Below are 24,193 nucleotides of genomic sequence, written 5' to 3'. Positions count from 1 at the left end.
GCCGGCGGCATTCTGTCGCGCCGCTCGGCCGCTCAATCACGTTTCAGGCTGCGTGCGGCTCCGCGAAGCCGGTGTCGATGAACGGTGCCCAGAAGGCGACCGACTCGGCGATCTGGCCGACCACCTCGCGATCGTTCGGTTCGCGTTCCTTGAACGACAGCTCCAGGCAGACCTCATTGGTTGTCGCACCGCCCTCGGCGAGGGCGGCGAGCAGTGGCGCCGGCTGCACGCGGCCGCGGGCGTTGAAGGCAGCGGTGAACGGCCGATGCCCGCCCTTGTCCATCAAGGACTGCTTGATATGGATGATCGGCGAATGGCGCGGCACCGCACGTGCCCAGGCATACGGGTCGTAATCGTCGGGATTGGCGGAGGTGATGTCGCCATGGTCGATATCGGCCATCATCTTCATCGGAATCGCGAAGCCGGACGCATCGAGCCGCGCCTGAAGTGCCAGGCAGCTCTCGATGGTCTCACCGAATTCACGGCCGATCGACATCGGCTCCCAGAACACGAACGACAGTCCGGCGGTGCGCGCATGATCGGCGACCTCGGCCCAACAGTCGATGGCAATGTCGATCAGCGCCGCTCGGCGGGCGGGATCATCCCAGTCACGATAGGTGAAGATCGCAAACTGGGTGCCGATCGCGTGGCCGCCGAGCTCGGCGATGAGCTCGGCGAAGCGCTTGAACCACTGAACGTAATGGGCGCGCACGCCGGCATCCGGGTGGCCGAAATGGTTGAGCCGGCCATAGGGGCCGGTCATGCCGGAGGTGATGCGCACCCCGGTGCGCCGGCAGGCGCGCGACATCTGCGCGGTCAGCCGGGTCGTGGTCGCAGCATCCCAGGACGGGTTGATGAATTCATGAGTGAGCTGGAGATCGCGGATGCGGATGTCGCGCGCCACCGTCTCGATCAGATCGTCGGGTTCGGCGAAGCGGTTGACCAGCGGGTTGGTGTTCAGAGACAGGGTGAGGTTCATGGTGGCGCGCTCCTCAGGCCGCATCGCGCATGCGCGCGGAGAACCACTCGCGGAAGTCCGCGGCCTCGTCCGGCGAGAGATGCAGGATGTGCTTGGTACGACGCAGAAGGATGTCGTCGGGCTGTTCCGCCCATTCGTGCTCGACGAGATAACGGATTTCCGCCTCGCGCAGCAGGCCGCCGAAATGCCGACCCAGCCCGTCGAGATCGCGCGCCTCGCCCAGCAGGAGCGCGGTGCGGCTGCCATAGGTCCGCGCATAGTGGCGCGCGAGATCGCGCGGCAGCCAGGGATGCGATGTCGACAACGCCTCGAGATACAGCGCCGGATCGCCCTGCGGCAGGTCGCCGCCGGGCAGGACGGAACGCGCGGTCCAGTCGGGTCCCATCGACGGCAGATGTGGGCCGAGCTTCTGCAGGGCGTGCTCGGAGAGCTTGCGGAACGTGGTGATCTTGCCGCCGAAGATGTTGAGCAGCGGTGCACCGCCCTCGGTGTCGAGGTCGAACACATAGTCGCGGGTCACGGCCGAGGGATTGCCCTTGCCGTCGTCATAGAGCGGGCGCACGCCGGAGAACGAGGTCAGCACATCCTCGCGACGCAGGGTCTGCTTGAAGTATCGGTTGACGGCATCGAGCAGGTAGCGGATCTCCGCCTCGTCGATGGCGACAGCCTCGGGGCGGCCGTCATAGGGGATGTCGGTGGTGCCGATCAGCGCGCGGTCGCCCTCATAGGGATTGATGAAGATCACGCGCTTGTCGTGGTTCTGCACCAGATAGGCGTGCGGGCCGTCCCAGAATTTCGGCGTGACGATATGGCTGCCCTTGACGAGGCGGACGCTGCGCGTGGTGTGGGTGCCCGCGACATCGTCGATTACCTGCTTCACCCAGGGGCCGGCGGCATTGATGATGGCGCGTGCCCGGATGCTCTGACGCAGGCCGGTGCGGGTGTCGGTGACATCCACGACCCACAGACCGTTGTCGCGACGCGCACCGGTGAACGCGGTGCGGGTGAGGATGCGCGCGCCACGGGCCGACGCATCGAGCGCGTTGAGCACCACGAGGCGCGCATCGTCCACCCAGCAATCGGAATATTCGAAGCCACGACGGTACTCGTCGCGGATCGGCGCCCCCTCGGGGTCGCGGCGCAGATCGAGGCTGCGTGTGCCGGGCAGGCGCTTGCGGCCTCCGAGATGGTCGTAGAGGAACAGACCCAGCCGCACCAGCCAGGCCGGACGGTCGGTCGGGCTGTGCGGCAGCACGAAGCGCATCGGCCAGATGATGTGCGGCGCGCTGGCCAGCAGAACCTCGCGCTCGATCAGTGCCTCGCGCACGAGGCGGAACTCGTAGTACTCGAGGTAGCGCAGGCCGCCATGGACAAGTTTGCCCGAGCGCGACGAGGTGCCTTCGGCGAGATCGCCCTTCTCCACCATCATCACGGACAGGCCGCGCCCGGCGGCGTCACGCGCGATGCCGGCACCGTTGATGCCGCCGCCGATGACGAACAGATCGACCGTCTCGGTCATGCCTTGAGCCTTTCGTCCTTGCGCATCTGCGCCGATACGGAAACCGGCAGCGGCGCGGCCGAGAGCGTCAGATCAGCCGCGCTGCGTTCGGACGCGAGCGCCGACCAGACCGGCGGCAGCGCATCGCGCGCGACTCGGTAGCTGTCGAAATGCCGGGCGTAGAACGTCGTCAGCCGCGGATCGGGCGATTCCAGCGCGCCGAGGCGCGGCACCACCCATTCGTCGAGGCAGTCGTCCATGCTGCGATAGGCGCCGATGGCGACGGCGGCCATCATCGCCGCCCCCGCAGCCCCCGCCTCGCCGCGCGCCGAGATGCGCACCGGCGCCCCGATCGCGGCCGAAAGCAGCCGGCGCAGCCCCGGCGAGCGCGCAGCCCCGCCGGAGAGGCGCACATCGGCCGGGATTTCGCCCATCGCCGCGTAGCAGTCGCGCCCGGCCATGCCGAGGCCCTCGATCACCGCGCGGACCAGATCGGCGAACCGATGACCCATGCGCAGGCCGATGAAGGAGGCGCGCGCCTGCGGGTCGATGAACGGTCCCCGCTCTCCGGCATCCGAAATGTAGGGGTGATAGAGCATCGCTCCTGGTGCACTCGCCTCCAGCCACGCCTCGATGCGGCCCATGACCGCCTGCGGGGCCGGACGCTCGCCAAACTGGCCGGCGATGTCGGCGGCCAGCGTGAGCACCCAGTCGAGATTGAGCGTCGCCGCCATGTTGGACTGGATCTGTGCGACCAGCCCCGGCACCGGCAGCGCGATCGCATAGCCGGTGCCCTCGGCATTGAGATGGAAATCGGCGTTGCGCACCGCGCGCATGTGGATGCCGGTGGAGCCGATGATGGTGCAGGCGGCGGGCGTATCGCGTGTGTAGACCCCCGCCCCAAGACCGGAGGAGACGATGTCCATGAAGCCGAGGCTGACCGGGGTGCCGGCACGCAGCCCGGTGGCCGCGGCGGCGGCGGCATCGAGCGGGCAGGTCTGTTCGGAGCCGTCGATGATCGTGGGCAGCAGGCGCCGGTAACGTGACAGGCCGAGTGCCGCGATGACGCTGTCGTCATAGGCGCGGGTGCGGAAATCGCCGAAGCCCAGGCTCGCCTCGGAGGGATCGGAGGCGCGAATACCGGTGAGATTCAGGAACAGCCAGTCCTTGCAGTGCATGGCGGTCTCGGCGCGGGCGAGGCGTTCGGGCTCGGTCGCGGCGATCTCGGCGAGCTGCGGGCCCTGCTGGCAGGTGGACAGGCCGGTGCCGGTGGTCTCGAAGCGCGTGCGCTCGCCCGGCCCGCGGCGCAGGCGCTCGGTGCGGGCAGCCGCGCGGGCATCGAGCCACAGCCAGGCCTCGCCGACCGGGCGGTTGCCGGCACCGACCAGCCAGGTGCCGTCGCCCTGGCCGGTGACGGCGATGGCAGCGGTACGGCGCGCGAGGCCGGGGATGCGCTCGGCCAGCTCGCGCAGGGTGGCAGCGCAGTCGGCCCAGGTGCGGTCCATGTCCTGCGTCGCGGAACCGTCGGCGCCGGCGGTGTAGCGGTTGGGGCGCGCGGCGACATCGATCTGCGCTCCGGCCAGCGTGAAGGCGACCGCCTTCATCACCGAGGTACCGGCGTCGATGCCGATGACGAGGCTGTCGGCGTCGCTCATTTCACCACCTTCAGCGCCCCGGCACGGCGCGTCGGACGCGCCTGCGCGTCGACGCGTTCGGCGCGTTCGACAAGGGCGCGAGCGGTCTGCTCGACGGTGACCAGACCCTTGAGGATGCCGCCGTTCAGCACCGCGGCCAGCGCATCGGTCTTGTCCGCCCCGCCGGCGACGGCGACCACGCGGCGGCCGTGCAGGCTGTCGAGCGCGGGGGACAGCGCCCGCGCGCTCAGGCCGGTCGCCACCACGCGGCCATCGGCGGCGAAGAAATGCCCCAGCAGTTCGCCCACCGCGCCCTCGGCGGCCGCGGCCTCAATCTCTTCGCGCTCAAGCACATGGGCGGCCACCAGATTGGCGCTGGTACCGACCGCACCGATGCCGACCAGCAGCATCTTCGCCTCACCCGCGAGGTCGAGCACCTCCTGCACGCCGCGCTGGGCGAGCAGCACGCGCCGGTCGTCGGCGGTGTTGGCGAAGAACGGCACCGGCATCGTCCAGGCCTGTCCGTGGGTCTTCTCGGCCAGCCGGTGCATCACGTCGAACGGATTGGCGGCATAATTGCGGGTCAGCCCGCCGAGCAGCGAGACGAACCGCACGCCCGGCGCCGCCTCGCGACGCAGTTCGGAGACCACTGCCGATAGGGTGCGGCCGTTGCCGATGCCGATCACGCTGTTCGGATGCGCCTCGATCTCGCGCCTTAGAAAGGCCGCACCCGCCGCACCCAACTCGCGCAGCGGCGCCTCGTGCAGCTCGATGTCCGGGACCACCTCGCAGTAATCGAGCCCGTAGCGCGCGGAAAGCTCCACCTCGAGCCGGACGCATTCGGCGACATCACCCTCGATGCTGACCTTGACCGCGCCGATCTGGGTGGCGCGGGTGATCAGCCGGTGCGCCTTGACCGACGACACGCCGAGCCGCTCGGCGACCTGGCCCTGGGTGAGGCCCCCGATGAAATGCAGCCATGCCGCGCGGATCGCGAGACTGGCCTCGTCCTCTGTCTGGCTCGGCACACGTGCCATCTATCGTCTTCCACCCTCACATCGATCAGCCTTGGTGCCTGTTATTAATTTCTCGATGTGTAATTTTTTTCAGTGAGGCGGACGGTAGGCCCGTGCCGGGCCGGATGTCAATCGTCCCGTCGTGTGGCCGGTATCTTTCTTTCTTGAAAGAAAGAACCAAAGAACTTCATCCGTCTGCGCGCGGTTTGAGCCATGTCCAGCGCGCGGGACCCGCCCGAAACAATTAGAAGTCTTTTTGCTTCTTTTTCTTCAGAAAAAGAAGAGCTTCTCTCTGCTCAGACGTGCGGCCGCCAGTGCTTCGCCCATCTGGCCTGTTCATCGTGCGGGACCGGAAGCGTCGTCTCGGTGACTGAAATGCCCTGCCAGCCGGCCCCGATTGCGCGATAGGTATTCACCGCATCGCTCATCAGGGCGAGTTGGCTGGTGATGCGCGCATCGCGCGCCGCATAGGCGCTGCGCTGCGCTGAGAGCACGTCGAGATAGCCGGTCAACCCGGCGCCGTAGAGGCGTTCGGAGCGGTCGAGGGCCGCGCTGCTGTCACGCACCGCATCGGCGAGCGCGCCCTGACGGGTGGCTTCGTTGTGAAAGGCGGCCAGCGCATCCTCGACCTCGGCGAAGGCGCGGATGATCGTGTGCTGGTAGTCCAGCCGCGCGGCCTCGGCCTCGGCGCGGGCGGCCTTCACCTGCGCCGACAGCCGCCCGCCGGTGTAGAGAGGTGCGGTGGCCGACAGCAGCGCGCTCCAGGCCAGCGCGTTGGTGGTCATCAGCGTGTGGATCATCGCCGAGGACGGATCGAAGGTCAGCGGCACCGTGAAATCAGGATACAGCGCGGCCACCGCCACGCCGATACGCGCCGTCGCCTCCGCGTAGCGCCGCTCGGCGACACGGATGTCGGGACGGTTGGCGACCACCATAGACGGCAGGACCGCTGGCAGTGGTGGTGGCGTGGGCAACGCCCGTGGCGTGTTCAGGTCCACTCCGATCGCCTCTGGCGGGCGGCCGAGCAGCACCGCGATCGCATCGCGCGCCTGGGTGGCCACCGTGTCGAACGGCGCGATGGTGGCACGGGCACGATCGACCTCGGTCTGCGCCTCGGCGGTCTGCAGGGTGTTGGCAAGCCCGCGGGCATACAGACGCTGCACGAGGGCGGCGGAATCCCGGGTGGACCGCAGATTGGCCAGGGCGACCTCACGGCGAGCCTGCGCGGCACGCAGCGCCGCGTAGTCGCTGACCAGTTCGGACACGGTCGCCAGCAGGACACCCCGGCGCTGCGCCTCAAGCGCGTCGACCGAGGCATCGCGCGCCTCGAGGCCGCGACGAACGCGCCCGAAGACGTCGAGCTCCCACGACACGTTGAGCGAATAGCCCCAGAAGCGCGTGTTGCTGTCGACACCGGTCAGGCCCGGCGGATACTCGGTCGCCGTGGAATACTGCAAGTTGCCGGCCTGAGCACCGACGCTGACCTGCGGCGAGAGCGCGGCCTCGTCACGGGCGCGCAGCTCTCGTTCGGCGAGCAGATGCGCACTCGCCTCGCGGATGTCGAGGTTGTTGCGGGTGGCGATTTCGACCAGGTCGTTGAGCACCGGGTCGCCGAGCTGTGCCCACCAGTCATGGGTGGCGCGAGTCCAGCCGGCGCCGACATCACCGTCCGGCGCGGCATTGAAGCCATGCGGCAGGTCGACCCGATCGGGCCGGTAATCCGGTCCGACCGTGCACCCGCCGAGCAGCAGGGTCACGCCGAGACACAGCCGGTGAAGGCGGACGGTATCCATGCTCAGAGGTTGTCCTCGAGCCATGTCAGCACTCGACCATGCGGGTGATGATCGTCTGCCGCCTCGGCCCCGACCGCCACCGAGCATGTCATGCCGGCGGCAAGCACGATGCCGTCGGGGACGCGATCGATCGCGACGTGCACCGGGATCCGCTGGGCGAGGCGCACCCAGGTGAAGACCGGGTTGACGTCCTGCAGACCGAGCCGGTCGGACAGGCCGTTCTGATCGTTGATGCCGCGGGCGATCGACTCGACGTGACCGGTCAGGACCGGCCTGTAGCCCATCAGCACGATCCGCGCCGGATCACCGACCCGCACGCCGTGCAGCTTCGTCTCCTCGAAATAGGCATAGATCCAGAATGAGTGCGCATCGATCAGCGAGATCCGCGGCGATCCCGCACTGGCGTAATCGCCCACGCGGAGCAGCAGATTGGTCACCCAGCCATCGAACGGCGCCCGGAGCGTCGTGTGGTCGAGGTTGTAGGCGGCGACGTCGCGGGCGGCGAGCGCCGAATCGAGTTCGGCCTGAGCCGTCTGCGCGGTCGAGTTGAACCGTTCCTGCTCCTCGGCGGAGACGATGCCACCGAGACCTCGGCGGCGCTCGGCATCGGACATCCGCAGACGCATGTCCTCGCGCGCGCCAGCCACCCGCGCCTCCGCCTGTGCGAGCTCGTAGCGGTACCTCCTGGGGTCGATCTGATAGAGAAGGTCGCCCTTGTGGACATACTGGTTGTCGAGCACCGGCACCGACACGACGGTGCCGGACACCTCCGGCGCGATGGCGGCGACATGCACGCGTACGCGACCGTCGCGGGTCCAGGGCGCGCGCATGTAGATCTTCCACAGATCGAGAACCAGAACGGCGGCAACGGCGACGATCGCGACTGTCAGAACGGCGCGCACCGTCGCGCGGAATGCCGGCTGGAGGAACTTCAAACGATCAGACATGGATCACCAGCAGCGACAGGATGATGAGATAGACACAGAATTCGAACAGGGCCGGATGCCAGACCCAGCGCTGCACGCCGACCCGCCACATCGCCCAGCGGACCGGGACCATGATCGCAAGCGCGACCAGCGCATACGCGACGATCGGGGCGAACAGGATGTCGTCGAGGGAGAGTTCGTGGGTCACCAGGCGCGCTCCGCCGGCAGCATGTGGGCGAGGCGGACCCGCCGTGGCTCGGCGAACAGGGCCTGCAGCGGTCCCGCACGATCATAGAAGGCCGGGTAGGCGGCCAGGACATCCGCGATCTGGCGGAGGGTGGCGGCGACGACATGATGCGAGACGCCGGATTCGTGATCGTCGGTAGCGCCCTCATCGGTGACCCCCTCGACGCTCAACGGCATTCGCAGCGACAGCGCCCGCACCCTGCGCGCCGTCCCGAGCGGGTCCCGCGACAGGTGGCGCAGCAGACCCAGCGCCTCGCGCACGTCGTCGCGCGGCGCGGCCGGCAGTTGCGGTGCAAGCTCCTGCAGCCGCAACAGGGCACGTCCGAGAATGATGCTGGAGGTCGCGCCGTCGACCAGATCGTTGTGCAGCGCGGCGGGCAGGCCGGCGGCGCGCTGGGTGAGGCGCTCGATGACCTGGATGTGCCAGTGTTCCCACAACGCGCCGCGGTGATATCCGCTGCGGGCGCGGCTCCAGCTCGATGAGCGTGCGCAGCCTTCGACGCTGCGCTGCAGCAGGCGGGTCAGACGGCGGCCCTCGCGCAGATCGTTCGGTGGCAGCAGCACGGCGAACACCAGCATCACCATCGCCGAGCCCAGAAGATAGGCCAACGAACTGTTGAGCGTGGCTTCGATGTTGAGGTGCAACGGATTCTGCACGCCGAGCTGGGCGGAGAAGAAGATCAGATAGCCGGTCGAGATGCGCACCCAGCGCGGGTCGAGCTGCAGCCAGATGAACGGAGCCATCATCAGGCTCATCGCGAGCCAGACCTGCCAGTAGCCGACGGCCTGCGGCAGCAGGGTCGTGACCGTGACGACCGAGGCGACCGCAGAGATCGCCGTGCCGAGCGCGAATTCCCGCGCGGCGTGGCCGGCGCTCGGCGCGGTGGCGAGCAGGCTTGCGGCCGGCACGACATAGGCGAGCAGATTGGGTCCATCCGGCCACTCCGTCGCGTACCAGAACCCGGCACAGATCAGGGTGACGAGCGCCCCGCGCACGCCGTTGCGCAGGGCCGTTCGCCAGTCGAGGAATCCGCGCAGACGCAGAGGCATCCGGGTGCTGCGCGCCGGCGGCTGGCTGTCGAGCGCACCGAGAACCTCCTCGATGCGCCCCAGCAGCAGGCCGAGCAGATCGATCACCGCCAGTCCGCGCAGATCGGACGCGAGCTCCGCGACATGGCCGGGGGCCACCGCGGCGTGCAGCCGCGAGGTCTCCGCCGACAGGCGCTCCGAAAGTCTTGCAAACTGCGCCCGGGCCTCCGCCAGGGCGACATTGGCCTCGGCCGGCGCGACCGTCGGATCGGCGACCACGGCCAGTGCGGCGCGCATGCGATCGAGCGCCTCCTGCTCGACGAGGGCGGTCAAGGTGCGCTCGTCCGGCCCGACGGCATTGAACGGCACGAGCCACGCGGCGACGCGGCCGATCGGGCCGAGGCCGCTGACCACGCCCAGCAGCCGCGCACAGGCCAGGCGCAGACGCACCAGCGTGGCCGCGGTCCGCGGGTCGGGAGCTGGAAGGAATTCGAGCTGCTCGTCCACCGCGACGACCCCTGCGCCAAGGGCACGCCGACGCGCCGCGAGGCGCGCGGACCAGGCGGCCGGATCCTGCGGGACTTCGCTCGCCAGCTCGAGCAGCGAGGCGGCCTCGGCGGCAAGACTGCGCACCCGGGCCAGCAACGGACCCGGTCTGGGTTGCGGCGTGGTGAGCAGGAACACCGCCCCGGCGATGATGATGCCGATGACCACGACGGACAGACGCGACAGCGCGCTGATCAGGACGTTGTCCGGCTCGGCGAAGGTGGGAGCCGCGACGATCGCCAGCGTGTATCCCGACAACACCGCGCCATAGGCCTTGAAATAGCGCAGCACCGTCGAGGCGAAGCAGCAGAGCCCGACCCACAGCGCTGCGGTGGCGAAGAACAGCCATGGCGTCTGACCGAAGGCCGAGAACGCGGCAATCGCCACCGCCGCCCCCAGCAGCGTCCCGATGATGCGCCAGACGCTCTTGGACACGATGGCACCCACGGAGGGGTTGGCAACGATCAGCACGGTGGTGACCGCGGACTGGGGATTGCGCAACTGAAGCCAGGCCGCAAGCCACAGCGCGATGGCGATCGCAGCCAGCACGCGGAGCATATAGGCCGAGCGCCTGCGCAAGGTGTCGAAGCGGGGATCGCGCCACAAGGCGACTGCGATGCTCCGTGCGCCGCCTCGCCCTGACGCATGCATGGCGATGGTCGCCATCTCAGCCCGTCTGCGCGCCGGTGCGGGCCCGGATCCCGGCCTCGATACGGGCGAGCACGGCGTTGCAGGTCGCCTGCTCCTCGGGACTGACGCCGATCAGCAGGCGACGTTCGACCGTTTCGACAGCGTGATCGATCTGCGCATAGCGCTCCCGGCCGAGGGCGGTCAGACGCAGCCGCTTGAGGCGCCGGTCGGATGGATCGTCGAATCTCTCGACGAGGCCGATCCGCTCCAGGACGTCGAGCAGGCGCACCAGCGAGGGCGCCTCCAGATCCAGCACGCGGGCGAGATCCGCCTGACTGGGATCGACGCCGAGACGACCCAGCCAGTAGAGCGGACGCCACTGGGCGTCGGTCAGTCCGAATGGGCGCAGCTCGATGTCGACTTCGCGGCGCCACAGCAGGGCCAGACGCGCGACCTGACGGCCGAGCGTGAAGTCGCCCACCAAGGGGGCCGGCAGGAGATGCGGAGAGGGATCATGGGCCATAAGTATGCTTACAAATTATAAGCTATCGTTTTTTCGTGGTGTGCAAAAAATGCAATCCTGACATGAAAATGTCATTCCATTGCGGAGGGGTAATGGGCTAGACACGCGTTCCTGACCGGAACGTCAATTTGTCACCCGGCCGTAACACCACCAGAAAGGTGCCCGGATGCCCGCCACGCCGCAGCTCAACGAGTTCCTGTTCAACCAGACCGGAACCGATCTCGACGATTTCCTCGAGATCAAGGGCGATCCGGACACCGACTACAGCGCCTATACGGTGGTGGTGGTCGAAGGCGACACCAACGCGACCTACAGCGCGACCGGCAAGATCATCAACGCCTACCAGCTCGGCACCACCAATGCCGATGGCTACTGGACGACCGGCTTCCTGCGCGACGGGTTCCAGAACGGCACCCAGACGGTGCTGCTGGTGAAGAACTTCACCGGCACCGCGGGCGCGATCAACTCTGCCAAGACCACCGATCTCGACACCAACGATGACGGGGTGTTCGATTCCGCCCCGTGGAGCAGCGTGGTCAGCGCGTTCGCGGTCAGCGATGGCGGCACGGGTGACATCACCTACACCACGGTGGCCGCGATCGGGGCGACCGACAACACCGGCTACGTCGCCCCCGTGCTGACCGGCGACAAGGCAGCCGGCGCGTCGCTGTTCGCCGAGAACCCCTATACCGGCTCGGCCTCCGACTGGATCGCCAACGACCTCACCGCCTACGGGCTGCCGGGCGGTGCGACCACCGCGCCGCCTTCGGGCACCGCGATCAACACGCCAGGCGGTGCGAACAACTCCAACGGTGCGAGCCTGCCGGGTGCCACCGGCACCACGGTGACGATCCAGCAACTCAACGGCAACAGCTACACCATGCCGTACAACAAGCAGACGGTGACCACCTCGAGCATCGTCACCGCCATCGATAGCACCGGCTCGATCGGCTACTATCTTCAGGAAGCCGATTCCTACGCCTCGTCGGGCGTCGGCAGCCGGGCGATCTTCGTCTACACCGGCTCGGCCAGCAAGCTGCCCGCGGTCGGCGACGCGGTGACGGTGACCGGCACCGGATCGGCCTATCTGTCAGCGTCGGCCTCCGACATCCTCAACCTGCCTGAGCTCAACGCCACCACCACCACGGTGACCAGCCACGGCAATGCGCTGCCGGCCGCCACCATCCTGGGCACCGGCGGGCTGACGCCGCCTTCGGTGATCTATTCCGGCACCTCGGACAATCTCAACACCTCCACCGCGTCGCTGCAGCCGAGCGTGAATGCGCTCGACTTCTACCGTTCGCTGGAAGGCCAGCTCGTCACCATCAAGGGTGCCCATGTGGTGGGTGCGACCGCATCGGGCGCGACCTGGGTGGTGCCTGACGGGGTAACGCTGGATGCCCGTGGCGGCGTGATCGAGTCCGCGACCAACTTCAACACGCCGCGCATCGAGGTCTATGTCGATACCGGCGTGAAGGGATCGGCCGGCACCACGCAAAGCGTGTTCACCGCGCAGGTCGGCGACACGCTCGGCGATGTGACCGGAATCCTGACCTACTACAACGGTGTGTTCGAGGTGGAACCGGTCGCGCAGCCCACCGTCACCTCCGCCAACCTCGCCCAGCAGACCACGACCCTGCACGGCGATGCGACGCACATGACCTTCGCCGACTACAACATCGAGAACATGGACGCGCTGCTGTCGTCGAACGCGACCCGGGTGAGCCAGCTCGCGCAGATCGTGACCAACAATCTCGGCAGCCCGGACGTCCTCGCGCTCCAGGAAATCCAGGACGATTCCGGCACCACCAATGACGGCACGGTGACGGCGGCCCAGAACATCCAGGCGATCATCAACGCGATCGCTGCCGCCGGCGGTCCCACCTATTCCTATGCCGAGATCGACCCGGCCGACGGCACCCAGGGCGGTGTCGCGGGCGGCAACATCCGCAGCGTCTTCCTCTACAACACCGACCGCGTCAGCCTGGTGGGCAATGTCAGCCAGATCGGCGCCGACCAGCTCTCCACCACCTTCAAGAATACCCGTCTGCCGCTCGTCGGCACGTTCGCCTTCAACGCCACCGGCCAGCAGGTGACGCTGGTCAACGTGCACAACTCCTCGCAGGCCGGCTCCGACGAGGCCTATGGCTCGGTGCAGCAGCCCTACAATCACGGCTCGTCGGACCCCTATGGCGCGACGGGCGTGAACACCGCCGCCAACACCCGCCAGGCGCAGGCGCAGGTCATCACCTCCTATGTGCAGGACCAGCTCGCCGCCAATCCGGACGCCAAGATCTCCGTGCTCGGCGACTTCAACGATGTCGACTGGAGCACCGCGCAGCAGATCTACACCTCCGGCGGCACGCTGACCGACCTGAACCTGAAGGAGGACGCCGCCAACCGCTACACCTACGTGTTCGAGGGCAATTCGGAATCGCTCGATCACACGTTGGGCACATCCGCGCTCTACGATGCCGCGCAGTTCGAGACGGTGCACACCAACTCGGAATACCCCGACGCGACCCGCGAGAGCGACCACGACCCGTCGATCACCCTGCTCGACATGACCTGCTTCCTCACCGGCACGCTGATCGCCACGCCCGGCGGCGCGATCGCCGTCGAGGAGATCGTCGAGGGGATGGACGTGCTGACCGCCTCCGGCGCGACGCGCGCGGTGCGCTGGCTGGGACGGCGCGCCGTCGATCTCGACGTGCTGTATCGCGGCCGCCCGCCGCGCGAGGCACATCCGGTGCGCATCCTCGCCGATGCGATCGGCGAGGGCGTGCCGGCGCGTGACCTGCTGGTCACGCCGGAGCACTGCCTGCATCTGGACGGGCGGCTGGTGCCGGCACGCATGCTGGTCAACGGACGCTCGATCCGCCACGACGTTTCGCTCCGCCGCTTCGAGGTGTTTCACGTGGAACTGTCCAGCCACGACATCCTGCTCGCCGAAGGTCTGGAAACGGAGAGCTGGCTCGACACCGGCAACCGCCACCTGTTCGGCAATGTCGTGTCGATCGGCGCACCCTTCGCGCTCGATGCCGGTCATGCGAGCTGGGCGGACGCGGCCGCGCCGCTCGCAACCGACCCCGCCTTCGTCGAGCCGCTCTGGCAGCGTTTCGATGCACGGGCGGACATGCTCGGGCTTGCCCCCCGCCCCGCCCCCGCCCTGCGCACCGACGACGCCGCCCTCGCGCTGTGGCTCGATGATGGCAGCAGGCTGGCGTTCGGCGATCTCGGCGACGGCCAATATGGGGTGACCCTGCCGGCCGGCCGGGCGGTGCGTGCGCTGCTGTCGCGCAGCATGGTGCCGGCGGAGGCGATCGGCCCGTTCATCGACGATCGTCGCCGGCTCGGCGTGGCGGTGCGGGCCATCACGCTCGATGGCGAGGCGATCGGCTTCGACGGGCGCGGCTGGCACGGGCTGGAGACGGCCGGCGAGCTGAGCTGGCGCTGGATGGACGGCGATGCGGCGCTCGCCATCGAGCCGTCAGCGCAGGCACGCCGGCTGGTGCTGGTGGTGCAGGCGGTGGCGAGCTACGCGACCGAGGCTGCGATCGCCGCCTGATCGGCTACCGATCAGACCACAGGCTCGGCCGGCGGATCGCGCCGGCCGAGCCTCAGAGGTGACCTAGGCCCGCGCGGGCCAGATGCGCCTCGATCATCGACAGGTTGCGCATGTTGGCCTTGAAGGCGACGTCGAACACGTCGCCGATCACCGGCACGGCGCCGACCGTCGCCTCGATGCCGACATTGGCCAGCATGCGCATCAGCACCGCGCGTGGCAGGCCGATGCGGTATCCTTCATAGACGATATAGAGCGACAGGGCCGAGATCGCGGCGTCGCCGGCGACCGGGGTCAGGCCGATCAGGCCCGAAAGGCCGAAGCGGAACTTCGTGTTGGGAATGCCGACGGCGCTGTCGAGCAGCCAGGCCAGCCGACGCAGGCGTTTGAGACGCTTGCCGAGGCGCAGCAGTTCGGCTGGCGACGATGGCGGTGTCTGCGTGGCCGCTCCACGCAGAATGTCGCTGAATTTCTCCGCAAAACCGCTCAAACCACCCTCACGATGCCAGCCTGCACACATGGCGCGCGCCATCCGCGCCGATATATGTCGCCGTCAACGGATCGTAGCAGGCATAGGTTGCGCACACTCCTGCCGCACCCGCCGCTTCGGGGTCGATCGCGCTCCCGATCGCATTGATCTCGCGCGCCTGGGTGCCGCAGAGCGGCGTGTTGGCCGGCGCGGAGGGGTCGTCGGAGAGCTGTTCCCCATGCGGACCCGTCTGTACCGCCGGCGGCGGCACTGCGGGCGTCGCGTTGGGGTCATTCCAGTTGAACGCGGCCTTGGGCGGGGTGGTGGTGGGCGTCAGTGCCTGGGGCGCGGTTGGGGTGTCATCGGCGCAGCCGGCGAGCAGGAGCATCAGGATCAGGGCCGGACGGGTGCGCATCGGATGCTCCGCTAGAGAAGGATGTTTTTCTTGAAAGAAAGAACCAAATAACTTTCATCCGTCAGGTCCGAGCACGTCACGCGCGTACTGACCCGACGGACAGAAGTCTTTTTGCTTCTTTTTCTTCAGAAAAAGAAGGTCTCTAAGCCTCCGCGATCTGCAGCAGCAGCCGCGCGCTCGCCACGCATGCGGCGGCGGCCTCGCGCCCCTTGTTGTGCGCATCCGCACGCGAGCGGGAGAGGGCCTGATCCTCGGTATAGGTGGTCAGCACGCCGAACGCGATCGGAGTCTCGGTGGCGAGCGAGGCCTGCATGATGCCGACGGTGGCGCCGAGCGAGATGAACTCGAAATGGGCGGTGTCGCCCTTGATGACGCAGCCGAGGCAGATGATGCCGGCATAGCGGCGGGTTTTCGCCAGCGCCTGGGCCAGCAGGGGCATCTCGAAGGCACCGGGGGCGGCGAAGCGGTCGGCCTCGTCGATGGCGAGGCCGTTCTCGGCGAGAAACTCCTCGGCACCGCGGGCGAGGCCACCGGTGATCTCGTCGTTGAACTGGCTGACGATCAGGGCGAGGCGCAGCTTCAGACCGGAGGCGATGACGGTCTGCGAAGCAGGGGACGGGTTGACGCTCACGCGAGAGGCTCCTGGTGGCAATGAGTGTGACTGGGATCGTGATGGCCGTCGTCGAGCCAGTGGCCCATGCGTAGGCGCTTGGTGCGCAGATAGGCCGCGTTGTGCGGATTGGCGGGGATCTCGATCGCCGAGCGGCCCTCGACGTCGAGACCGTGGGCGCGCAGGGCCTCGACCTTGGCCGGGTTGTTGGTCAGCAGGTCGAGCGCACTGACGCCGAGCCGGCGCAGGATGGCGGCGGCGACCGTGTAGTCGCGCTGGTCGGCGCCGAAGCCGAGATGGGTGTTGGCCTCCACCGTGTCGAAGCCCTGGTCCTGGAGCGCATAGGCGCGGATCTTGTTGGCGAGCCCGATCCCCCTGCCCTCATGGCCGCGCAGATAGATCACCATGCCGTAGGGGCAGGCCGCGATACGTCGCAGGCCGGCCTGGAGCTGTGGGCCGCAATCGCAGCGCAGCGAGCCAAGCGCATCGCCGGTCAGGCATTCGGAATGCACGCGCACCAGCGGGGCGGCACCCGCGCGTGCGGCGGCGGCGGGCGTGCCGTGGACGATGGCGAGATGCTCGATCCCGTCGGCGGGGTTGCGGAAGGCGTGCACGGTGAAGGGCTCGGCGCCGGTGACGGATTCGCCGAACACGGAGGGGAGTGTCGCGGTGGCGACGAGGTCGATGGCGCCGTCGGCCGCACGGCGCGCAGCGATGACGTCGCGGATGGTGACGATCGGCAGGTCGAACTCGGCCGCCATCGCCTCGAGTTCGGCGCGGCGCATCATCTCGCCATCGTCGCGCATCACCTCGCAGATCACCGCCGCCGGGGTGAGGCCGGCCATGCGCATCAGGTCGACCGAGCCTTCGGTATGGCCGTCGCGCGCCAGCACGCCACCGTCAACAGCCCGCAGCGGGAACATGTGGCCCGGGGAGACGATCTCGTCCGGCGTGGTGTCCGGATCGATGGCGGCGGCGACAGTGCGGGCGCGGTCGGCGGCCGAGATGCCGGTGGTGATGCCGTCGCGGGCCTCGATCGAGACGGTGAAGGCGGTCTGGCGCGGGGTGCGGTTGGCGGCGGTCATCGGCGCGAGGCCGAGGCGGTCGATCATTGCGCCTTCCATCGGCAGGCAGATCAGGCCGCTGCCGCGACGGGCCATGAAGGCGATGTTGGCGGCGGTGGCGAACTCGGCGGCGCAGACGAGATCGCCCTCGTTCTCGCGGTCCTCGTCATCGGTCATCAGGATCAGGCCGCCGGCGCGGAGCTGCGCGATCGCGTCGGCGAGGGAGGTGCGGATCATGCTGCGGGAACTCCGGCGGTGTCGACCAGGCGGGCGATGTGCTTGGCGACCATGTCGATCTCGACATTGATCGCACCGCCGATGCCGACATGGGCGAGGTTGGTGTGCGCCCAGCTGTGGGGAATGACGGTGAAGGACAGCCGGACCTCGTCGTCGGTGTCCTCGACGGCGTTGATGGTCAGGCTGACGCCATTGAGCGCGATCGAGCCCTTCTCGACGCAGTAGCGGCGCAGCGCGCCGGGCAACGCGACGGTGAGCAGATGCGCTTCCGCCGCCTCGGTGGCCGCGACCAGGCGGGCGGTGGCGTCGACATGGCCCTGCACCATGTGGCCCGACAGGCGGGTGGACAGGGTGACGGCGCGCTCGAGATTGACGGTGAGGCCCACAGACAGGGCACCGAGATTGGTGCGCGAGAGGGTTTCCGCACTGACGAAGAAGCTCGCCGCACCACCGGTGTCGCATTCGGTGACGGTGAGACAGACGCCATTGACGGCGACGCTCTCGCCGAGTTCGAGATCGGGGAAGGACGTGGCGAGCTCGATGCGGACCGCGCCGAGCCCGTCAGGGTGCAGGGCGACGACAGTGCCGAGGCGTTCGATGATTCCGGAGAACATGCCGTCAGGATCCATGAAGGTGATCGAAGGTGATGGCGTCCTCGCCATCGGGGTCGTGGCGGATGGTGAGCAGCCGGTCGATGAGGTCGGCCTCACGCAGGGCGGCGAGCAAACGAGGCCCGGCCTCGACGAGGAGCTGGAGCGCGCCGGCGCGACCGATGGCGTCGATGGCCTGCGCCGGATCGGTGAAACGCCGCACATCGAAGCCGCGCGCCGTGGCGGCGCTGCGATACGCGGGCGGAACATCCCGGGAGCGCGACACGATGGCGAGGATGCGTCGCCTGTCCTCATGGTCGGCGAGATGGCGGACGGTGAATTCCGGTGCGTCGGCCTCGATGGTGCCGATGCCGGTGAGGATCGCGTCGGACTGGCGGCGCAGCAGATGCGCGAGGCGCAGCGAGTCCTCCGAGGTGAAGGTGCGGCGCCCCGGCGGAGGGATCATCGATCCCTGCGCATCGAGTGCGACCTTGGCGACGACCAGCGGCCGGCCGGTGCGGGCATGATGGACGAACGGGGCGATCAGCTCGGTACAGGCGGCGGCGAGCCCGGCCGCATCGGCACCATCGGCGCGGTCGAGCACATGCACCTCGCGACCGGCGGCGCGCAGGCGCTCGATGCCGCCGCCGGCGACGCGCGGGTTGGGGTCGCGCGCGCCGATCCAGACATGGCGGGCGGGGCTGGCAAGGATCGCTTCCGTGCAGGGCGGGGTACGGCCGGTGTGGTTGCACGGCTCGAGCGTGACGACGACATGCGCGATGCGATCGGTGAGCCCGGCGGTGGCGGCGCGGGTCAGCGCGTTGGCCTCGGCATGCGGCTGACCGGCGCGCTCGTGCGCGGCACTCACCAGCGGGCGGAACTGCGCATCGAGCAAGGTGCAGCCGACCGGCGGGTTGGGAGCCGTCGCACCGATGAAGGCCGAAGCCTCGGCGATGGCCGCCTCGAATCCGGCCACGATCCCCGGCGGCAGGGCGCTGAGCAGTTCCGGTGCTGGTGATGGCTGGCGCTTCGGCAAACACCCGACCCCTTGGTTCCACACGCATGATCCAGGTGTGCGGGGGGCGCAGTACGGGCGTTAAATCACCCTCTCCGCGGACGGAGCGAGGGCGTCGTCTGCCCGTGTTCTCTCTCTTCCGGACTGTACCGTCGGCTCCGGAATCACACCGGATCTGCTGACCCCGACCCTCCCCGAAAGGACGGTCGGGCGCTCGCGGGCTGATGCGGCGCAGGCGCCGCAATAACCGCCGGTGGGGAATTGCACCCCGCCCCGAGAACACCAGCCGGTTGCCCGGCTGCCGTTACACCTAGGGATGTGATCGCGCCGACGCAAGAGGCTTGACACCGTACCTTGGTACGCAGGCTAGGCTGGGCGACATGACAATACTCTCCACCCGCCGCTCCGTGCTCGCCGCCGCGTGTCTCGCGCCACTGCTGTCGCGAACGGCGTCAGGGCACGCGGAGGCGCTGTCGGGCCCGGACATCACGCTGCGGATCGCGCGGCAGGATCTGGTGGTGGACGGCAAGCCGACGCGGGCGATCGGGATCAACGGGCAGGTCCCCGGGCCGCTGCTGCGCCTGCGCGAAGGCAGCGATGCGACGATCACGGTGATCAACGATCTTGACGAGGACAGCTCGATCCACTGGCACGGGCTGCTGGTGCCCTCGGTGATGGACGGCGTGCCGGGCATCAGCTTTCCGGGCATTCCCGCCGGGGGTCGGTTCACCTACCGCTTCCGGGTGCGGCAGTCCGGCACCTACTGGTATCACAGCCATTCGGGCTTTCAGGAACAGCTCGGCCTGTATGGCCCTCTGGTCATCGACCCGGCCGGAGCCGATCCGGTGGCGTATGATCGCGAGCACGTCATCGTGCTGTCGGATCACAGTGCGATGTCACCTGACGCGATCATGACGCGGCTCAAGCAGGCGCCGGATTCGTTCAATTTCCAGAAACAGACCCTCGCCGGGCTGGCGCGCGGCCGGGGCCTGGATGCCGGCGCGCGTCTGCGATGGGCCGGGATGCGGATGTCGCCGACCGACATCGCGGACGTGACCGGCGCGGTCTACACCTATCTGGTCAACGGGCAGGGGCCGCAACAGAACTGGACGGGTCTGTTCACGCCGGGCGAGCGCGTGCGGCTGCGGCTGATCAATGCCTCGTCGATGACGATCTTCGATGTGCGGATCCCGGGCCTGGCGATGAGTGTCGTGCAGGCCGACGGACAGGATGTCCGCCCGGTGGAGACCGACGAGATCCAGATCGGGGTCGCGGAAACCTATGATGTGATCGTCCATCCCGCCGATCGGGCCTACACTCTGGTGGCGGAGGGGATCGACCGCTCGGGCATGGCAGTGGCGACGCTCGCACCAAGGGCGGGGATGCGGGCGGACGCGCCACCGCTGCGCGCCCGACCCTTGCTGACGATGCAGGACATGGGGATGGGCGGCATGCCCGGCATGGCGATGTCGCCGCGGAAGGATGCGCCCGCACTCGGGCCGGGCGTGCAGATGGTGGCGATGATGCCGAAGGACCGCACCGGCGAGCCCGGGCTGGGACTGCGCGATGTGAACCATCGCGTGCTGGTCTATCGCGATCTCGTCGCGCGCGATGACAATCCGGATGTGCGCGCACCCTCGCGCAGCCTCGACATTCACCTCACCGGCAACATGGAGCGCTACATGTGGTCGTTCGACGGGGTGAAGATGAGCGACGATCCCGCACCGATCCCGTTCCGGCTCGGCGAGCGGGTGCGCGTGCGGCTGATCAACGACACGATGATGGGCCACCCGATCCATCTGCACGGACATTTCTTCGAGCTGGTCACGGGACATGGCGGTCATGCGCCGCGCAAGCACACGGTGCTGGTGCAGCCGGGCGGCACCGTGACGTTCGACCTCACCGCCGACAATCCCGGCGACTGGGCGTTCCACTGCCATCTTCTCTATCACATGCACGCCGGAATGATGCGTGTGGTCAGCGTGCGTCCCGAGGTGGCGTGAGCATGCGCCGGTTCGTCTGTGCCCTTCTCCTGTCGGGAGGATTTTCGGACGCCTGGGCAGCGTCGATGCCAGGGATGGACATGTCCGGGATGGACATGACGGACATGCAGATGCCTGTCGCGAAGCCGAAGGCTGCGGCAGAGGCCGTCGTGAACCTCCATCCCGCGTCCGGCACCGATCTGCCGGCAGGACATGGGACGGCACCCGTACCGCCGGTGGGTCTGTATGCATCGGGCGTCTACGGCGCGCAGGCGATGCAGGCCTCGCATGACGCGATGATGGCGGACAATGGCGGGCGGCGGTTTTCGATGGTGATCCTCAACATCGCCGAGCTGCAGGTCGCAGACGGGCGGCCGGCCTATCGCTGGGATGGCGAGGGCTGGTGGGGCACCGATCTCGACCGGCTGGTGGTCAAATCCGAGGGCCGCGGGCCGCTCACCCGCAACCGTCTCGACGATGCGGAGGCGGATGCGTTCTACTCGCGTGCGGTGACGCGCTATTTCGACGTGCAGGCGGGGGTGCGCCAGGATCTGGCCGGGCCGAACCGCACCTATGTCGCGTTCGCCGTCGAGGGACTCGCCCCCGAGTGGTTCGAGACCGAGGCGAGCCTGTTCATCGCCACCGATGGCCGCGTGCTCGGTCGGCTGGAAGGCTGGCATGACAGTTTCCTCACCCAGCGGCTGGTGTTGCAGCCACGCGCGGAGCTGGATTTCGCCGCCCAGGACGACCGCCGCGCCGGGCGTGTGTCGGGCCTGAGCGAAGCCGAGCTCGGGCTTCGCCTGCGCTACGAGGTCTGGCGCCAGCTCGCCCCTTATGTCGGCGCCTCCTGGACCTACGAGGGCGGCCAGGCCGGCTCGGCATTGCAGCTCGTGCTCGGCGTCAGGAGCTTTTTCTGACGTCAAGGGGGTCCAGAGGGCGACTGCCCTCTGGTGGGGTCTGGGGCAAAGCCCCAGGATACGTGGATGCTGACCCGCCGCACCCTCGCCGCCCTGACACTGGCCACCCCGTTCATCGCGCGGGCCCGAGAGAGCGTGACAGAACCCGTGCAGACCCTGATCCTGATGGGCGATCTGCATTCCGGCTACGCCTGGACGCCGAAACTGCTGGCCGCGGTGCGCCGGGAGGTCGCCACAGCACGCGGGCAGGTGGCGATCGTCGTCAATGGCGACGTGTTCGAGCACAACAATGCGATTTCCCGCCGCAACGAGGGTGCGGTGGATATCGCCCTGATCCGCGGTTTCGTCGGGCTGGCGCCGACCTATGTGACGATCGGCAATCATGACAGCGACCTGTTCGATCCGCGGCGTTTCGCGGCCGCGGTGACCGGCAGCGGCGCGGTGCTGCTGAGCGACATCACCGATCCACGCAGCGATCTCGCCTATGGCCCGGCCTCGGTCACGCTGCGGGCGGGGCGGTTGCGCCTGGTGATGGCAGTGCTCGGCACGCCGGTGATGGCGATCTACCCGAAACAGTGGCGCGGTGCCTATTCGGTGCCGGAACCGGCGGATTATGCGAAGGCGCGATTCGGGACCTTGTTTGCGGGCGCGGATCTGCCGATCGCGCTGGTGCACGCAGGGTTCATGGCGGATCGCTCGGTGCTGCCGTCGCTGAAGCCGCCTTTCCTGCTGCACGGGGCGCATGACCATCTGCGATTCGCCGAGCGCTTCGCCCCCGATGCGATGCATCTGCACTCGGGATCGTGGTCTTCGGCGTTCCAGGTGGTGCGGGTGTTCGATACCGCGGGCGGGATCAGGCTCGATGCGCGTGATGTCGTGCTCGATGCCGACAGCGCCAGCGACGCCGGGATGGCAGCGATGCTGGCGCAGGCGCAATCGTTGCTCACTCCGGCCGATCTCGCCGTGGTGGGTACTGCGCCGCACGCGATGGCGCTCGATGAGGCGGTTCTGTTTCTCGCCGACAGCATCAGGCGGCATGACAAGGTCGATCTGGCCCTGATGCAGCACACGACGTTTGGCGACGGGTTGCCGGCCGGACCAGTGCGTGTGGTTGAGCGCGATGCGTTCCTTCGCTTCGACGGACCGATCGCCTATGGCAAGGTCGACGGTGCGACCTTGCGCGATGTGGTGCTCAAGCGGGTCAATCAGTTCGATGGCCGCACCGCCTATGCGCGTCGGACGGGCGATTTTCTTTACGCGACGCCGCTCGTGCCCGATCCGGCCCGGAGCTACAGCGTTGCCATCACCGCCTATTCGGTCAGCAGCGAGCGGAACCGGCGCGAACTGCTCGGCGCGGATCTGCCGGGCTTCGTGCCGGATCCGGCGCGGCCCCTGTCGGCCGCGATCGCCACCGCGCTGAACCCTGTGTGAAGGTAGGTTGCTGTTGCTCTCGGCAAGGTTGAAGATAAGACGCGTTATCATCTCGTGTGAAGAACATTGTCTTTGCCGGCAGCGATGCCCACACTCACCGGATGCGACGCTTCACCGACCTTGCAGAAAACGAGATCCTGGCCCTCGCGATCGCCAACGAGGAGGAGGACGGCCGCATCTATGCCGAGTTCGCGCATCGGCTGGCGGCGGATTATCCCGACAGTGCGGCGATCTTCTCCGACATGGCGGCGGAAGAGGATGAGCATCGCCGGCGGCTGATCGACCTGTATGGAGCGCGGTTCGGGCCACATATTCCCTTGCTGCGTCGCCAGGACATCGCCGGCTGGCGGCCGCAGCGGGCGACGTGGAGCCTGCCGAAACTCACACTCGATGCGGTGCGCGCGCATGCCGAGCGGATGGAGCAGGACGCCGCCCGGTTCTATCGCGAGGCGGCGGCGCGCAGCACCGACACGGCGGTGCGCCGCCTGCTGGGCGACCTGGCGATGGCGGAGGACGGCCACGAGCAGGCAGCCGGGGCGCTGACGCGGCGGCATCTCGCCGACGGACGGCGCGAGGACGAGGATGCCGAGCAGCGGCGGCGCTTCGTGCTGCAGATCGTCCAGCCCGGACTGGTCGGGCTGATGGACGGGTCGGTCTCCACGCTCGCACCCGTGTTTGCGGCCGCGTTCGCCACCCACAGCAGCCATGCGGCCTTCCTGGTCGGGATGGCGGCGTCGCTGGGGGCTGGGATCTCGATGGGATTTGCCGAGGCGCTGGCCGATGACGGGCGGCTGTCGGGGCGCGGAGCACCGCTGCTGCGCGGGCTGGTGTGCGGGCTGATGACGGTGCTGGGCGGCATCGGGCATACGCTGCCGTTCCTGATCGATGATTTCCGGACGGCGACGGCGGTGGCGATCGGGGTGGTGGTGATCGAACTGGCGGCGATCTGCTGGATCCGCTGGCGGTTCATGCAGACGCCGCCGCTCGCCGCCGCCGTGCAGATCGGGCTCGGCGGCGCATTGGTGTTCGCGGCCGGAATCCTGATCGGCGGCGGGTGAGATAGCCAAGTCGGCCGGGG

The 24,193-nt window shown here is 68.4% G+C and carries 20 protein-coding genes and 1 riboswitch; of the genes, 5 read left to right on the top strand and 15 right to left on the bottom strand.

Annotated features, from left to right (window positions below):
* Positions 1-43 precede the first annotated feature (43 nt).
* From FHR90_RS00740 to FHR90_RS00700, 9 genes are all read right to left on the bottom strand, one after another.
* A complete protein-coding gene (locus FHR90_RS00740) occupies positions 44-979 on the bottom strand; it encodes a sugar phosphate isomerase/epimerase family protein (RefSeq protein WP_176622734.1) in 936 nt (311 codons plus the stop codon).
* A 13-nt stretch (positions 980-992) separates the two neighbouring features.
* The gene (locus FHR90_RS00735) at positions 993-2,498 is read right to left on the bottom strand and encodes a glycerol-3-phosphate dehydrogenase (protein ID WP_176622736.1); all 1,506 of its coding nucleotides are present in this window, start codon (positions 2,496-2,498) and stop codon (positions 993-995) included.
* Complete coding sequence (locus FHR90_RS00730; RefSeq protein ID WP_183274590.1) at positions 2,495-4,132, bottom strand: FGGY-family carbohydrate kinase; 1,638 nt, start codon at positions 4,130-4,132, stop codon at positions 2,495-2,497. Before FHR90_RS00730 ends, FHR90_RS00735 begins: the two co-directional genes overlap by 4 nt.
* Positions 4,129-5,148: a sugar-binding transcriptional regulator gene (locus FHR90_RS00725; protein ID WP_183274589.1), complete on the bottom strand. Its 1,020-nt coding sequence runs from the start codon at positions 5,146-5,148 to the stop codon at positions 4,129-4,131. The genes FHR90_RS00730 and FHR90_RS00725 overlap by 4 nt, the downstream gene beginning before the upstream one ends.
* 275 nt (positions 5,149-5,423) lie before the next feature.
* Positions 5,424-6,920: an efflux transporter outer membrane subunit gene (locus FHR90_RS00720; RefSeq protein ID WP_176624417.1), complete on the bottom strand. Its 1,497-nt coding sequence runs from the start codon at positions 6,918-6,920 to the stop codon at positions 5,424-5,426.
* Positions 6,921-6,922: 2 nt separating this feature from the next.
* The gene (locus FHR90_RS00715; protein ID WP_176624419.1) at positions 6,923-7,867 is read right to left on the bottom strand and encodes an efflux RND transporter periplasmic adaptor subunit; all 945 of its coding nucleotides are present in this window, start codon (positions 7,865-7,867) and stop codon (positions 6,923-6,925) included.
* Positions 7,860-8,054: a DUF1656 domain-containing protein gene (locus FHR90_RS00710; RefSeq protein WP_176624421.1), complete on the bottom strand. Its 195-nt coding sequence runs from the start codon at positions 8,052-8,054 to the stop codon at positions 7,860-7,862. The genes FHR90_RS00715 and FHR90_RS00710 overlap by 8 nt, the downstream gene beginning before the upstream one ends.
* Positions 8,051-10,333 carry an FUSC family protein gene (locus FHR90_RS00705; protein ID WP_183274588.1) on the bottom strand — a complete coding sequence of 761 codons (2,283 nt, stop codon included), beginning with the start codon at positions 10,331-10,333 and terminating at the stop codon, positions 8,051-8,053. The genes FHR90_RS00710 and FHR90_RS00705 overlap by 4 nt, the downstream gene beginning before the upstream one ends.
* Position 10,334: 1 nt before the next feature.
* Complete coding sequence (locus tag FHR90_RS00700) at positions 10,335-10,778, bottom strand: MarR family transcriptional regulator (protein ID WP_266152945.1); 444 nt, start codon at positions 10,776-10,778, stop codon at positions 10,335-10,337.
* A gap of 208 nt (positions 10,779-10,986) precedes the next feature.
* On the opposite strand from FHR90_RS00700, the gene FHR90_RS00695 reads away from it, so the two are divergent.
* Positions 10,987-14,388 carry a Hint domain-containing protein gene (locus FHR90_RS00695; protein WP_183274587.1) on the top strand — a complete coding sequence of 1,134 codons (3,402 nt, stop codon included), beginning with the start codon at positions 10,987-10,989 and terminating at the stop codon, positions 14,386-14,388.
* Between the two features lie 52 nt (positions 14,389-14,440).
* Here the strand turns inward: FHR90_RS00695 and FHR90_RS00690 are convergent, their stop codons facing one another.
* The 6 genes from FHR90_RS00690 to ribD all read right to left on the bottom strand — a co-directional run bounded on the left by FHR90_RS00690 (position 14,441) and on the right by ribD (position 18,806).
* Positions 14,441-14,875: a DUF4112 domain-containing protein gene (locus tag FHR90_RS00690; protein ID WP_246329936.1), complete on the bottom strand. Its 435-nt coding sequence runs from the start codon at positions 14,873-14,875 to the stop codon at positions 14,441-14,443.
* 7 nt (positions 14,876-14,882) lie between these two features.
* Positions 14,883-15,269 carry a BA14K family protein gene (locus FHR90_RS00685; protein WP_246329935.1) on the bottom strand — a complete coding sequence of 129 codons (387 nt, stop codon included), beginning with the start codon at positions 15,267-15,269 and terminating at the stop codon, positions 14,883-14,885.
* Between the two features lie 142 nt (positions 15,270-15,411).
* On the bottom strand, positions 15,412-15,900 hold the full coding sequence (gene ribH / locus FHR90_RS00680) for a 6,7-dimethyl-8-ribityllumazine synthase (RefSeq protein ID WP_266152667.1): 489 nt from the start codon (positions 15,898-15,900) through the stop codon (positions 15,412-15,414).
* Positions 15,897-17,177: a 3,4-dihydroxy-2-butanone-4-phosphate synthase gene (ribB, locus tag FHR90_RS00675; protein ID WP_266152681.1), complete on the bottom strand. Its 1,281-nt coding sequence runs from the start codon at positions 17,175-17,177 to the stop codon at positions 15,897-15,899. Before ribB ends, ribH begins: the two co-directional genes overlap by 4 nt.
* Positions 17,177-17,794 (bottom strand): riboflavin synthase, encoded by a 618-nt coding sequence (locus FHR90_RS00670; protein WP_176623064.1) that lies wholly within the window; start codon positions 17,792-17,794, stop codon positions 17,177-17,179. The genes ribB and FHR90_RS00670 overlap by 1 nt, the downstream gene beginning before the upstream one ends.
* Before the next feature lie 4 nt (positions 17,795-17,798).
* Positions 17,799-18,806: a bifunctional diaminohydroxyphosphoribosylaminopyrimidine deaminase/5-amino-6-(5-phosphoribosylamino)uracil reductase RibD gene (gene ribD, locus FHR90_RS00665; protein ID WP_221188184.1), complete on the bottom strand. Its 1,008-nt coding sequence runs from the start codon at positions 18,804-18,806 to the stop codon at positions 17,799-17,801.
* A gap of 102 nt (positions 18,807-18,908) precedes the next feature.
* Positions 18,909-19,070, bottom strand: a riboswitch (FMN riboswitch).
* A gap of 95 nt (positions 19,071-19,165) precedes the next feature.
* Here ribD and FHR90_RS00660 point away from each other — a divergent pair.
* From FHR90_RS00660 to mbfA, 4 genes are all read left to right on the top strand, one after another.
* On the top strand, positions 19,166-20,788 hold the full coding sequence (locus FHR90_RS00660) for a copper resistance system multicopper oxidase (RefSeq protein ID WP_176624451.1): 1,623 nt from the start codon (positions 19,166-19,168) through the stop codon (positions 20,786-20,788).
* A gap of 104 nt (positions 20,789-20,892) precedes the next feature.
* Complete coding sequence (locus FHR90_RS00655; protein WP_176624449.1) at positions 20,893-21,684, top strand: copper resistance protein B; 792 nt, start codon at positions 20,893-20,895, stop codon at positions 21,682-21,684.
* Between the two features lie 66 nt (positions 21,685-21,750).
* Positions 21,751-23,115, top strand: coding sequence for a metallophosphoesterase (locus tag FHR90_RS00650; protein ID WP_176624447.1), 1,365 nt, complete (start codon positions 21,751-21,753; stop codon positions 23,113-23,115).
* 101 nt (positions 23,116-23,216) lie between these two features.
* Positions 23,217-24,173 carry an iron exporter MbfA gene (gene mbfA, locus FHR90_RS00645; RefSeq protein ID WP_183274586.1) on the top strand — a complete coding sequence of 319 codons (957 nt, stop codon included), beginning with the start codon at positions 23,217-23,219 and terminating at the stop codon, positions 24,171-24,173.
* Positions 24,174-24,193 lie beyond the last annotated feature (20 nt).

Source organism: Endobacter medicaginis, from assembly GCF_014192375.1.
In the GTDB taxonomy this organism is placed as follows: domain Bacteria; phylum Pseudomonadota; class Alphaproteobacteria; order Acetobacterales; family Acetobacteraceae; genus Endobacter; species Endobacter medicaginis.
The sequence above is the reverse complement of the archived record's forward strand: the minus strand, read 5'-3'. Positions and strand labels throughout refer to the sequence as shown.